This window comes from Pseudofrankia coriaricola, assembly GCF_001854805.1.
GTDB lineage: Bacteria > Actinomycetota > Actinomycetes > Frankiales > Frankiaceae > Pseudofrankia.
In genome coordinates, this window is sequence record NZ_MBLO01000066.1 from 20,750 (window position 1) to 33,606 (window position 12,857).

10 protein-coding genes, 1 tRNA gene and 3 pseudogenes are annotated in these 12,857 nt (G+C 67.3%); 9 read left to right on the forward strand and 5 right to left on the reverse strand.

Going from position 1 to position 12,857, the window contains the following annotated elements; all coding sequences use genetic code 11:
* Positions 1–56: 56 nt before the first annotated feature.
* A complete protein-coding gene (locus tag BCD48_RS12045) occupies positions 57–1,406 on the reverse strand; it encodes a 4Fe-4S binding protein (RefSeq protein WP_071048443.1) in 1,350 nt (449 codons plus the stop codon).
* Between the two features lie 53 nt (positions 1,407–1,459).
* Between BCD48_RS12045 and BCD48_RS12050 the strand changes: the two genes are divergently transcribed.
* Positions 1,460–2,152, forward strand: a complete 693-nt coding sequence (locus BCD48_RS12050) for a winged helix-turn-helix transcriptional regulator (RefSeq protein ID WP_071048444.1) — start codon at positions 1,460–1,462, stop codon at positions 2,150–2,152.
* A 146-nt stretch (positions 2,153–2,298) separates the two neighbouring features.
* On the opposite strand, the gene BCD48_RS12055 is transcribed toward BCD48_RS12050, so the two are convergent.
* Complete coding sequence (locus BCD48_RS12055; protein WP_071048445.1) at positions 2,299–3,456, reverse strand: acyl-CoA dehydrogenase family protein; 1,158 nt, start codon at positions 3,454–3,456, stop codon at positions 2,299–2,301.
* 265 nt (positions 3,457–3,721) lie between these two features.
* Here BCD48_RS12055 and BCD48_RS12060 point away from each other — a divergent pair, with 265 nt between their 5' ends.
* The gene (locus BCD48_RS12060; RefSeq protein WP_083418519.1) at positions 3,722–4,450 is read left to right on the forward strand and encodes a GntR family transcriptional regulator; all 729 of its coding nucleotides are present in this window, start codon (positions 3,722–3,724) and stop codon (positions 4,448–4,450) included.
* Positions 4,451–4,556: 106 nt separating this feature from the next.
* A pseudogene (locus BCD48_RS46040) lies at positions 4,557–4,745 on the forward strand (serine/threonine protein phosphatase); the annotation flags it as partial.
* Positions 4,746–4,778: 33 nt separating this feature from the next.
* Here BCD48_RS46040 and BCD48_RS12065 read toward each other — a convergent pair.
* Complete coding sequence (locus BCD48_RS12065) at positions 4,779–5,621, reverse strand: SDR family oxidoreductase (protein ID WP_071048446.1); 843 nt, start codon at positions 5,619–5,621, stop codon at positions 4,779–4,781.
* A 101-nt stretch (positions 5,622–5,722) separates the two neighbouring features.
* Between BCD48_RS12065 and BCD48_RS12070 the strand changes: the two genes are divergently transcribed.
* From BCD48_RS12070 to BCD48_RS53420, 4 genes are all read left to right on the forward strand, one after another.
* Positions 5,723–6,322 carry a TetR/AcrR family transcriptional regulator gene (locus BCD48_RS12070; protein WP_071048447.1) on the forward strand — a complete coding sequence of 200 codons (600 nt, stop codon included), beginning with the start codon at positions 5,723–5,725 and terminating at the stop codon, positions 6,320–6,322.
* Between the two features lie 310 nt (positions 6,323–6,632).
* Positions 6,633–6,782 (forward strand): hypothetical protein, encoded by a 150-nt coding sequence (locus BCD48_RS53415; RefSeq protein WP_241841666.1) that lies wholly within the window; start codon positions 6,633–6,635, stop codon positions 6,780–6,782.
* 373 nt (positions 6,783–7,155) lie between these two features.
* Positions 7,156–7,240, forward strand: a tRNA-Leu gene (locus BCD48_RS12080).
* 124 nt (positions 7,241–7,364) lie between these two features.
* On the forward strand, positions 7,365–7,910 hold the full coding sequence (locus BCD48_RS53420) for a hypothetical protein (RefSeq protein WP_241841667.1): 546 nt from the start codon (positions 7,365–7,367) through the stop codon (positions 7,908–7,910).
* Positions 7,911–7,985: 75 nt separating this feature from the next.
* Here the strand turns inward: BCD48_RS53420 and BCD48_RS53425 are convergent.
* Together BCD48_RS53425 and BCD48_RS12095 are read right to left on the reverse strand one after the other, a co-directional pair.
* A pseudogene (locus tag BCD48_RS53425) lies at positions 7,986–8,885 on the reverse strand (recombinase family protein); the annotation flags it as partial.
* A gap of 454 nt (positions 8,886–9,339) precedes the next feature.
* Positions 9,340–9,504: pseudogene (locus BCD48_RS12095) on the reverse strand (IS5/IS1182 family transposase); the annotation flags it as partial.
* A gap of 572 nt (positions 9,505–10,076) precedes the next feature.
* Here BCD48_RS12095 and ltrA point away from each other — a divergent pair.
* Positions 10,077–11,549: a group II intron reverse transcriptase/maturase gene (ltrA, locus tag BCD48_RS12100; protein WP_241841668.1), complete on the forward strand. Its 1,473-nt coding sequence runs from the start codon at positions 10,077–10,079 to the stop codon at positions 11,547–11,549.
* A gap of 578 nt (positions 11,550–12,127) precedes the next feature.
* On the forward strand, positions 12,128–12,857 hold a 730-nt coding region (locus BCD48_RS12105; RefSeq protein WP_198543214.1), incomplete at its 3' end, for a reverse transcriptase domain-containing protein.

Genomic DNA, 12,857 nt, shown 5'->3' on the forward strand with positions numbered 1-12,857 from the left:
CCGCCATCAGTCCCGCGGCCGACGAAGCGCTCCAAGCCTGATCAAGATCCACCGGGTTACGTGAGACATGCCAGCAGGCGTTGGAACACGGACGGATCACCTTTGACGGTGTAGCTGTCCGGCTCGGTGTAGGCAGGGCGGCCGGCGATCGGGCGGTGCAGGATCCTGATGTAGTCGAGCGCGTCGCAGACCACGGTCGCGTCCACGGGCTGGTCGTCGGTCGGGCCCGTCGTGAGTCCTTGGTTCCTGACGGTGGCGAGCAGGGCGCCGTCGGGAAAACGAAACTCGACCCGAAGCCCGTCCATCCGAGGTGTGCTCGGCGTGAACATGTGCCGCAGGCCGAGGGCGAAGTTGGCGACGGTGGAGACGTCGGGTTTGAAATCGAGGTAACGCACGCGTTTGGCCGGGTTGCGGGCCGCCGTCTTTTCGGCGTGGCTGCCGGACTGCACGTAGACCGGTTCGGGGTGCCGACGGAGCGGGAGCAGCACGTCGTCGCGGTGGCGCGCCTTGTCGRCGAGGTAGGGGCCGATGACGTCCTCGCCGGCCGGGCACACCGCCATGCAGTAGGCGGACTTGTAGTTCGGCTCGAACGCCAGGGACTGCAGCATGGACAGGGTCTCGTCCTCGCGGAACTTCGCGCGGTAGGCGCTGGCGTCCCCGCCGGCCACGGCGTCGACCCAGTCGGTGGCGCTGAACGGGAACTCACGGTAGTTGTGCCCGAGGCAGGCGAAGAAGTCGAAGTCCCCGACGTTGCTGATCGCCCCGACCGGGCAGGCCGCGACGCACAGGTTGCAGCCCAGGCACGGGTTGTAGTCCAGCGGCTGGTCGTAGGCGTCGATCTCCGCGTCGATCAGGACGGTGTCGAGCAGTACGAAGTTTCCGAACTTCGGATGGATGATGTTGCGGTTGGTGCCCATGTGGCCCATGCCGGCCTCGACGGCCACGATCTTGTGCGCGATGGCCCAGCTCGCCTGACCGGGCGGGGCCTGCACGTCCATCGGGAATCCCATGTTGGTGGGGATCGCGCGGACACCGGCCTCGGCCAGCTCCTCGCAGATCCGCGCGGCCGCGCTTTCGAGCTTGTCGCCGGTGCGATGCCAGGCGTTGTTGGCCGTGGCGCGCGAGGTCGATCGGATCGCGTCACGGTTCGAGATCCCGACGAGACAGATCAGCGCCCTGACGGCCGGGAAGACCCGGCGGGCGTTGTCGTTCTCCGCCCCCAGGCCGGCCCGGCCGACGTCCACGAAACCGACATCGGCGGCACCGGCCCGCAGGCACAGCTCGCGCAGCCAGGCGGCCTCGACGCGGTCGGGACGAGGCGGGGAGGGCAGCGACGCCTCGTACGCGCGGCGGGCGGCCTCGGCCTCGTCGGTGCCCCGGAAGATCCGTCGGGTCTCGTTCACCATGCGGCGAATACTATCGTAGATATAGTATCTCTACGAGAGGGTAAGCTCGACGGGTGCCGACCACGCCGCGCTCCGCGTACGCGCACTTCTGCATGCTCGCCAAGACCCTCGAGCGCCTGGGAGATCGCTGGGCACTGCTCGTCGTACGCGACCTGCTGACCGGCCCGAAACGCTTCACCGACCTGATGGACCGGCTCGGCGGCATCACACCGCGGACCCTGACGCAGCGGCTGCGTGATCTCGAATCAGAGGGACTCGTCTGCGTCGATCGGCAGCCGGGTCGGCGCGAGGTCTGGTACAGCCTCACGCCGGCCGGCCACGACCTCGCGCCTTCCCTGGACGAACTCGCGCTGTGGGGTCTGCGCCATCTCGCGGCGCCGCCCGCGCCGGGCGAGCCGACCCATCCCGAGCACCTGCTCAACTCCGTGCGCCTCGTCCTGGACCGCGAGAAGCTCGATGTCGGCCCGGCCACCTGGGTGGTCCGGACCCTCGACCACGACGACGCCTACACGATCAGCGGGCGCGGTGGCTGGTGGACGCTGGAGGCCCGCGCGGACCCGGATCCGGACGTCGAGCTGCTCGGTACCAGGCGAGACCTGGCCAACTACTTCGCCACGGTCCCCGCGACGCGCGCCACGGGTCACCCAGGTGTGCGCGTCGAGGGCCACGAACGGGAGATCAGCAGGTTTCTCGGCGCGGTCGCGGCCTTCCCGCCCCTGCCTCGCGCCGCGGCACCGTCAGCCTGAGCGCCGGTTATCTCCGCGGGGCCGTCTCGCCAGGCTGGCGTGGTCGGCCGGGTCGGTCATCCCCGCGCATCCCCGAGCGCCCGCCGGTGGCACGGGCGTGATCGGGACGGCGAAAGCGAGATGGTGCCCGGCGGAGGCCGGGCGGTTCACTCAGGAAGTCCGTTCCGCGCGACGAGCTGTCGGGCGATGACGTTGCGCTGGATCTCGTTGGTGCCTTCCCCGACGATCATCAACGGTGCGTCGCGGAAGTAGCGCTCGACGTCGAACTCCGTCGAGTAGCCGTAGCCGCCGTGGACTCGAATCGCGCTCAGAGCTACTTCCATGGCCACCTCGGAGCAGAAGTACTTGGCCATTCCGGCCTCAAGATCCACACGGGCGCCGGAGTCATAGCGTCGCGCCGCGAACAGGAGCAGCTGACGGGCGGCGGTCAGTTTGGTCGCCATGTCCGCGAGGTGATTGCCGACCGACTGGTGCCGCCAGATCGGCTTCCCGAAAGCCTCGCGTTCCTGGGCGTACCGCAAAGCGTCGTCGAACGCGGCCCGACCGACCCCCGTGGCCCTGGCCGCTACCTGGATCCGACCGATCTCCAGGCCTCGCATCATGTGGCGGAACCCCCGGCCCTCGACGCCGCCCAGTACTGCGTCCTGCCCCACCTGGCAGTCAGTGAAGGAAAGCTCGCAGCTCTCCACACCCTTGTAGCCGAGTTTGGGAAGGTCCTTGGAGACCGTGAAGCCGGGAACCTTCTCCACCAGCAGAATGCTGATTCCATCGGCGGCGGGCGTCGCGGTCGGATTGGTCCGGCACAGCAGCGCCACGAGCCCGGCGCGCCGCGCGTTCGTGATCCAGGTCTTGGTACCGTTGATCGTGTAACCGGAGCTGGAACGGCGGGCGGTGGTACGTATCGCTTGCAGGTCCGAGCCACCGCCCGGCTCGGTCAGCGCCATCGTCGCGCGCAGCTCCCCGGTGGCCATGCGGGGCAGATAGCGCTGCTTCTGGTCGTCGGTGCCGAACTCCAGCAGGAGCTTGGACACCACGGTGTGTCCGCCCATCGCTCCGGCCAGGCTCATCCAGCCCCGGGCCAGTTCCTCGGTCACCATCGCGTAGCAGACGGTCGAGACGTCCACCTCGCCGTACGGCTCGGGGATGCACAGCCCGAAGATGCCGAGCCGCTTCATCTGCTCGATCAACTTGTCCGGATAGGCGTTCTCGTGTTCGAGCTGCCGGGCCGCCGGGCGGACCTCCTGGTCGACGAAGTCACGGACGGTGTCGACGATGGCCTGTTCGTCCGGGTCGAGATCCTGCATGGTGTCCCTCTCCTTCAGCCAGCCATGCCACGGCGACGTCGCCGGCAAGCTCGCCGTACGCGAGACCTCTTTCGCGATAAAGATCGAACTTTCTACATTCTATAGAATCATCGATCGCGTGCAACCGAGGCTGGTGAGGGTCCATCGACGCCCGAAGAGTGATCAAAGTCTGGGCCAGGCCATCAGCGCAACGGACGGGGCCGCTCACTCGCTCGACGACGCGAGGGGCTCGGTCGCCGAGTCCCTCGTCTCTAGGATGGAGAAAATGGAACCTGCGGCGAGTGCGGAGAAGGCGGCCCCGTCCGCGAGACGCACGACGGAGGCCGGGCGCGGCGTCGCCTTCGGTAGCAAGCAGCAACTGAGCGAACGGGTCGCCGCCTACGTCCGCGAAGGAATCATGATCGGCCAGTTCCCGGCCGGTGACTTCGTGCGGACCGAGCACCTGGCGGCCGAGCTGGGGGTCAGCCAGACACCGGTACGGGAAGCGATGATGGTCCTGCACAGCGAGGGCTCGGTGCGATGGGAGCCCCGGCGCGGCTACCGCGTCGTGCCCATGACCGAACAGGACGTACGGGACCTGTTCCAGCTGCAGGCATACATCGCCGGGGAGCTCGCGGCGCGCGCCGCGGGACTGCTCGACGACGCCACCCTCGCTCGGCTGGGGGCGATCCAGGAACAGCTCGCGCGGGCCGAACGCGCCAGGAACGACGACCTGGTGGACCGCCTGAACCACGAGATCCACCGGACGATCAACAAGGCCTCGAACTCCTTCCGGATGGCCTCGCTGCTCAACGTCACCGTCGGCTACGTGCCGCTGCGATTCTTCGGCGAGATCGAAGGATGGTCGGCCGCCTCGGCGAACGATCACTCCGCGATCTTTGCCGCCCTTCGCGAGAAGGACCCCGACCGCGCCCGCTCGGCGATGAACGATCACATCCGCCACGTCGGTGAGCTGCTCGTCGAGCACCTCCGCGTTCACGGCGTCCTGCGCTAGAGCCGTTGGGATCCTGACCCCGGACAAATGAGTCAAGTTTTTGGCGGTCGGATGCGTACTCGGGCAATGTAGTCGTCGACGTGACAGTTGATCGCTTTCAGGGCGTGAAGGCCGCGATGGCCCCACCGGCGAACGACTCAGCTGGGACGGCGTGCTGGCCGAGGTGGCCGCGATCGACCCACCCCCCGGCGACGACACCCTCCCCGACGTCCGCATCGAACGCATCGAACGACGCAACGGTGGACCACTCACCGACGACGTCGCCGTACTCCTCTTGAAAGGGCCGACGACATGACGCCGACAGTCAGTCCGCTGTCGGGCCCGCGGCTCAGCGCCCCGTCGGGGTGAGACCCACTCGTCCGGTCGAGACCGCGGCGACCGCGCCGCCGTCGACGAGCAGGTCGATTCCGGTGATGAACGAGGCCGCGGCCGAGAGGAGGAACTCCGCCGCGGCCGCGATGTCGTCCGGCGAGCCCAGCCGGCCGGTGCCGGACGCCGCGACCATGGCACGCATGCCGGCGCCGGACTCGCTGGCGAGTTCCTGCTGGCCCATCTTGGTGGAGATGACTCCTGGGCTGATCGAGTTGACCCGCGCGCCGCGCGTGCCCCAGGACCCGCTTGCCGCCCGCACCCGCAGCTGGTTGGCGCGCTTGGCGAAGGAGTATGCGTAGCCGGCGCTCGAGAAGGCGTCCACCGCTGTGGAGGGCAGGCGTAGCAGGTCCTCGGTTGGCGCGCCCGCGAGCTGTGCCTCGACCTCGCGTGCCGGTGGCGGCGCGAGGTAGCCGGACATACTTGAGATGACGACGCCGGCACCGCCCACGGCGATGACCTCGCCGAACGCGTCGAGCACGAGCGCCGTGCCATACAGGTCGACCTTCAGGATCGCCTCGACCGGCGCCTGCGCGGGGGATAACCCCGCGGTGTGGACCACGTGCCGCACCGGCCCGAGCGCCGCGGCCGCCCGCGCGAGCGCGTACACGGACTCCCGGGACGACACGTCCACGGCCAAGGACGTCACCTGATGGCCCTCGTCGCGAAGGGTCTCGGCGACCGCGTTCAGCGCCGTCTCGTTGTAGTCGGCCAGCAGCAGGGTCTTGCCCGGGCCGACACGGCGACTGATGGCGACACCCATGCCGCCCGTACCGACCACGACAAGTACCTCGTTCGGCATGTGTCCAGCTCCCTACGCCCCCAGTTACGAGACGATTTGTCTCGGAACCGGCACTATACATGGCCTGACCTGCCGACCTCCATCCCTCCTAGACTCGTCGGATGACAGGTGGCCGCCCTCGCAGCGAGATGTCGCGGCTCGCGATCCTGGGCGCGGCGCGCGACCTGCTGCTCGAACGCGGCTATGAGCGGCTGACGATCGACGCGATCGCCGCCCGCGCTGGCGTCGGCAAGCAGACGATCTACCGCTGGTGGGCCTCGAAGAGCGCCGTCGTCGCCGACGCCGCGCTCGAAGGCGATCTGGCACCGCCGCTCGTCCCCCTGCCCGACACGGGTGACATCGAGACCGACCTCGGCGACTGGCTACGCGCCTGGACGGAACGGCTGACCACGGCCGAGGGCACGAGCCTCATCCTCGCCCTCACCGCCGCGACCGCCGATGACCGCGCGGTCGCCGACACCCTGTACGACCGCTTCACCCAGCCACATGAGCAACTCCTACGTGACCGGCTCGAACTCGCCCGAGTGGCGGGGCAGCTCGCGCCGGACGCGCCCGTACCGACGATCGCGGGCGTGCTCATCGGCTCAATGCTGTATCGCGTCCTCAGCCGCCAGGCGCCGCCAACAGCGGACGACGCCAACCTGGTTGTGCGCCTCGTGTTCAACGGATCAGGAAACCGCAGCCGCCGAACAGGCGTTTAACATGACGTACGTTTCGTATGCGTACCACCTGTCGCGCGGGCCGCGATAGCAGGGGCGGGCGGCGTCGCGGCTCGTGAGCCGCGAACCGCGACTTTCAGTGGTGGAACCCCTCCGCGGATCCGGGTCGCTTTTACTTCACGACGATCCGGACGCGCCCGAGGCTCTGAACGAGGAGAACTTCGCGGACGCCGCGTTGAGCTCGTAACCCGCGATCACGCCGCCGCTGGGCAGACCACCGGTCGTCGCCGAACGCCAGATATCCGGCCAGGCGCCTCCGAGCCTTGATCCGGTAGAGGTGGCACGGCAGTTCGTGGCCACCTGGGACGGCCTCGCGGCCCAATGGCTCCTCTCCCCCGCCTTCGACCTGGGCGCGCTGGTCGTCCAGGCGTTCCGCGGGCTCTCGGGCCAGAACTGGATGGAGGCGGCCCGCGCCGTGATCGAACCCCCGAACGGCATCTGACCTACAACTCGGCCGGCAGACGATGTTCCGCGCGGGGACACTCCAGGCGTCGGCACGCCGGGCTGCCTTGGCCAGCAGGTCGAGCTCGGGTCGACCGTTCGCTCATGGTCCAACCGGGCTCGGCCTGATGGTCCCGCCGGTCGCGCCCCGGCGTTGCCGGCGTCGACCAGCCGTCTGACCCACCGACGGCTCGGGCGGGATGGGTGCCCGGATCGACCTGGGGACTACCCGTTCCGGCACCGCCGGCCTCGTCGAATGCCCGTGCTGGCCGCTGTCTGGCCTTGATCCCGCCGTGGTCTGGGGTTGCGACAGGCACGCTGCAGGACCGTGTAGCATCTGCTTTGCACCCGGGCGGCGAGCCCGGGAGTCACCGGTCCGGGTGGCGGAATGGCAGACGCGCTAGCTTGAGGTGCTAGTGCCCTTTAACGGGCGTGGGGGTTCAAGTCCCCCCTCGGACACAGACACTGCGCACACGGATGACCTTGGTCTGGCTTCAGCCATGATCGTCTCCGTCTCGTGGTCGTAGGTCAACTTTACGCCGAGTTCGCGGTAGACCTCCGCCTTGTCGGCCGGGTCGGCCTCTTGCAGGATCGCGAGCAGCCCACCGAACCCGTCGACGAGCGCCTTGATCTGGAGGCGGCTCAGTTTCGGTCGTGTTGGGTCGCGGTCGCCTCGACGTTCGAGGGCCGCGACGGCATCGGCGCGTTCGGCTTGGACCTCGGCGATCCAGCCGGTGACGATGGCCGGGTCTGCGCCGGCCTCGAGGGCAGCGCGGTGGCGAGCGAGCTTGCGGTCGCAGGCCACGATGGCCTGTTGCAGCGGATCCGCGGCGGGAGAGTCGTCGGGCTGCGCTTGTTCCAACGCGGTGAGGGTGGCCTCCATGTGGTCGGGGTCGAAGGCGGTGGCGAGCCAGCCATCGAGCGCGGGGAGGACCGCGTCCTCACGGACGTAGACGGTCAGGGGATGATCGATGTGATTGGCGAGGGCGTATTCCTGGGGGTAGCGGCATCGGTAGTGGGCGTGGCCGTGGTTCCAGTTGCCCTGCATGCGCCGACCGCACTGCTTGTGGAGCAGCAGGCTGCGCAGAGCGTAGGGATGTTGTGTGCGCGGTGTGCCGATGCGATCTGAGACCGGGCCGCGGGTGCCGAGGCGCTGCTGGGTGGCGAGGAAGGTGCCCTCGTCGACGATTGCCGGGTGGGCAGGGCGCTCGGACCACACCCACTTGTCCTTCTCGTTCCACTTCAGCTTGGTCTCGTAGCCGAGGGCGACGTCCTCGACGTCGAGCAGCTCCTCATGCTTGCGCTGCTTGTTCCACACCTGGTGGCCCGTATAGCGGGGGTTGGTCAGGATCACCTGCACGGCGCTCTTGGACCAGGCGACACCGTCACGATGGGAGTTGCGCCCCCGGTCGTAGGCCGACGGTGAGGGGATGCCCTCGTCGGTGAGGGTCTGCGCGATCAGGTAGAAGCCCATGCCGCCGAGGAACAAGGCGAAGATCCGTTCGACGACGGGTGCGGTGGCAGGGTCCTCCTCCAGAACGTGAAGACGCTTGCCATCGGCGGCCTTGCCTGGGTTGGGGTGCGGGCCGCCATCGGCGAGCCGATAACCGTAGGGCGGCCGACCGCCGAGGAACCGGCCCTCGACGCGCGCCTGGGTTTGCATGGCCGTGCGCACGCGGATCTTGACGCGTTGGCGCTCGCCCTTGGACATCCCGCCGAAGACGGACATGATCAGGTCGTGGGCTTCGCTGTCCGGGTCGATCGGTCCGCCGACCTCGGGTACCCACAGGGCGACGTTGTAGTGGGTGAACACGGGGAAGATCAGGCTGAACTGGTTGCCGTAGAACGCCCGGTGCGGCTCTCCGATGACAACCGCATCGAAGCCCCGCCCAGGGTCGCGTAGCTCCTCGAGGAGCAGGTTCGACTGCGGGCGGCGTTTCCACGGCAGCGCCCGGCTATGGCCGACGTCGAAGTACTCGGCAACGATCGCACCGTGGCCCACGGTCAGCGCCCGCGAGCGGGTCAGCTGCCATTCCCGGGATGCCTCCGGATCTTGCTGGTCCTCAGTCGAGACGCGGCCGTAGAATCCGAACCGGATCGTCACGCAAGCTTCCCTTCTGTCTACTCAGGCGGCGTCGTGATCTCCTTGAATGTCGCCGGCGCGTCCGCCGCCCGCCGGTCCACAACCCGCTGGATCAGCCTCAGCAGGGCAACCGCCACGTTCGCCGCCACGCCAGGTGATCCCTTCGGCACGATCACCTGAACGGATGTGGTCGAGGAATGTCTGTTGGGCTTCCTGGACGGCGGGGTGAGTTGTGTGTCGGTTCCCGGCGTGGCCGTCGATGTGGTCCGGTTCGTGGCACAGGAAGTACCGAGTGGGCACGGCGCGGCACCGAGGCCACGCGTGGACATAGTAGCGCGGCCGAGGTACGGAGATTGCCCGGAGGTGCAGGGCAAATCGTCCGTTCCAGAACTTGATCTGGCACAGCTTAATGAGCCTTTCCCGGTAACGTCTCGTGGCGTTGCGTGACATCAACCCTGTGATGTGGTGTTGGGCGTCAGGCGGTCCTGCGGTATTCGGTGTGGAGGATGGCGAGGGCGGCTTTCGCGACGAGCCCGATCTTCCAGGGGTCGATCGTGATGTTGCGCAGGAGCTGGAAGGTGACCTTGAGCAGGGCGTTCGCGCGTTCGCCGACGGCGCGTAGGGCGTTGTGGATCCGGTTGGTGCGCCACGAGGCGCTGTCTGTTCGAGTGGAGGTGAAAGACCTCACCGCCGGCCTGTCGCAGCAGGCTGGCTGAAGCTGGGGGCAGTCTAACCGGGTGGTGCCGGGAGGACGGGAGCAGCCCTGATAAAGCCGGGGCGTGTCAGCACTACCAGATGGCGCGGGCGCGGCGAGCGAGACGGGAAGGAGTACGCAAGGAACCAGCATCTTACGTCTCTCAAACCACGACCGGCTCAAACCTGGTGGATATGGGCCGGGAGCGGCGCGCACCTCCGCCAGCCAGGCGGGGCGAACTCCGGGGAGGTTTCAATCGGCCAAATCGGAGGCCACGGGGAAAGTCTGCGGCGTACCCGTGGCGATGCCGCAGGGATAAAGCTGGGCTCCAAACCCGTCGATCGATGGACAGCGAACGTGGGAACTGCCCGCAGGGGTTCCTGTCCTGCCGGTGACCAACCGGCCGGGCGGGATAGGCGCACCGACCGCCGAACCCGAGGGCGGGGCGGAGGAGCCGTAGTACTCGGAGCCGGGGAGAGCCCGGTACATGGGAAGGGCTACAGCGAGACCGAGAAGGGATGGAAGCTGTAATGCCGAAAGATGCGTCGCCGGATGGCGGCGCCCCAGGGCGTAATCCTGCGCTCGTACGGGTATCGGGGATGCAGGCCAAACTTCACCGTTGGGCGGTAGCTGAACCTGGCTGCCGGTTCGACGACCTGTATAACTTCGCGTGCGACCCGGCCACGCTGCTCGTGGCGTACCGTCGGGTCGCGGGTAACCGGGGCGCCCGGACCGCTGGCGTTGACGGCCTGACCGTCGCCGACGTCGAGCGCGAGACCGGCGTTCCAGGGTTCCTGGATGACCTGCGCGCCCAGCTGAAAGCGGGTAGTTTCCGCCCGCTGCCGGTGCGGGAGCGTTTGATACCCAAGCCTTCCGGCGGGGGGAAATTGCGGCGGTTAGGTATTCCAACCATCGCCGATAGGGTCGTTCAGGCCGCGCTGAAATTGGTTCTGGAACCCATCTTCGAGGCCGACTTCCAGCCGGTCTCGTACGGGTACAGGCCAGGGCGGCGGGCACAGGACGCCATCGCCGAAGTCCAATACTATGGCACCCACGGATATCACTGGGTGTTGGACGCAGACATTCACGCGTGTTTCGACGAAATCGATCATTCCGCGTTAATGGGCCAAGTCCGGAACAGGATTAAGGATAAGCGCGTTCTCGCCCTGGTCAAGGCATTCCTCAAGGCCGGGGTCCTTACCGAACACGGCCAGAATCAGGATACGCTCACCGGGGTCCCGCAAGGCGGCATCCTGTCCCCGCTGCTGGCGAACGTCGCCTTGTCGGTGCTCGACGAGCACCTGCACGCGGCATGGCAGCCAGGCGGGGCACTGTCGACCTCAAGCAAGCGCGTACACCGGCGCAGAACGGGGCGACCGAACTGGAGAATCATACGCTACGCCGATGATGTTGTCGTGATGGTGCATGGGACCGAGGCGGACGCGCTCCAGCTACGCGAGGAAGTGGCCCGAGTGCTGGCCACCATAGGGCTGCGTCTCTCTGAGGCGAAGACCCAGGTCACGCACCTGGACCGGGGATTCGACTTCCTGGGCTTCCGCATCCAGCGGAAGCGCAAGCGAGGGACGAACAAGCGGTACGTCTACACCTTCGTGGCTGACCGGGCGATCCGGGCGGTGAAGGAAAAGATCAGGGCCCTGACCCACAGGACGTCGCAACGCGACCCGGAGGACCTGCTGAAACAGATCAACCAGATCACGCAGGGGTGGGCCAACCATTTCAAGCACGCCGTGGTGAAACACGTGTTCGCCACCATTGACCAGGTGGTGTGGTGGCGGATGGCCCGGCTGCTGATGGTTCGGCATCACTGGGGATGGAAGCAGTTCCGAGCGCGGCACACCGACCCCACCGGGCGGTGGACACCGATCCGCGCCGAGACGACCGAGCTGCGCCCGATGGCCAAGGTACCGGTCACCCGGTACCGCTACCGGGGCGACCGGATCCCCACACCGTGGGCCGCACTACCCGCATGACGGCAGGAATCGTGGAGAGCCCGTTGCGTTGAGAGGGTGCGCCGTCTAACTCGGCGCCAGATCGCCCCCGCAGGGGGCAGAGGTTCGGGAGGAGGTTACCTCTGGGTCACCCGCCTTACCTGAACGGGAAACCGGGAGGGGACAAGAGCATGGCGGGAAAGCGCGGGGTGCCGTGAAGACGCCGAAGGCACGGCCGTGCAAGGCCCGCGTGATACGGCGAAGGCCAGACTGCTTGAAGCCCAGTCTCCAGTGGTGCAAACGTCACACCTCCCGACACGGCGTCTGTTGTCGGGGCCGCCGACATAGGAGCGATTCCGACTTTCGTCGCTCTGAACCCTTCCGACCGGCGGGCGACGGGCAGCGAGCTCGTTCAAGGGGACGGACCGGGACGCCTACGTCACGCTCGATACGTCTGGCGCAAGAGGAATTCGGGATGGCCTAAGGGGCGCGAGCCCTATGGTCACGGAGGGTCCGTAGTAGTCGCGGGAGTCACGCCCTGCCACGGAGGACGGGAGAGCCGTCTACATGGGCGAAGGGACCCAGGTGCTTAGATCGACAAGGACGGTGAGGTACGCGAGATGCGGAACGCCVCAACCGTGCTGGAGATCATTCGTGAACGCGGCAGGAGAGGACTGCCGTTGGAACGGGTCTACCGGTGCCTGTTCAACCCGGACCTGTTCCTGGTCGCCTATGGGAAGATCTACCGCAACAAGGGGGCGATGACTGCCGGAGTCACCAGCGAGACTGTGGACGGCATGAACCTCGGCAAGATTGAGGCCATCATCGGGGCACTCCGTCAGGAGCGTTACCGATGGACCCCGGTACGGCGCACCTACATCGAGAAGAAGAACTCGGTGAAGAAGCGACCGCTGGGGCTGCCGACCTGGTCGGACAAGCTGCTGCAGGAGGTAGTGCGCCTGATCCTGGAGGCGTACTACGAGCCGCAGTTCTCCGACCGCTCCCACGGGTTCCGCCCGGGCCGCGGCTGTCATACCTCCTTGCAGGAGATCTATCACCAATGGCACGGGACGGTGTGGTTCATCGAAGGCGACGTCACCGACTGTTTCGGGTCTCTCGACCATTCGATCATGAGATCGATCCTGGCCGAGAAGATCCACGATGGTCGGTTCCTGCGCTTGATCGACGGACTGCTCCAGGCCGGATACCTGGAGGACTGGCGCTACCACGCGACGCTGAGCGGCTGTCCGCAAGGCGGTGTGATCTCGCCCGTCCTATCTAACATCTACCTGGATCGGCTGGACAGGTTCATCGAACAGACCCTCTTGCCTGCCCACAACCGGGGAGAAC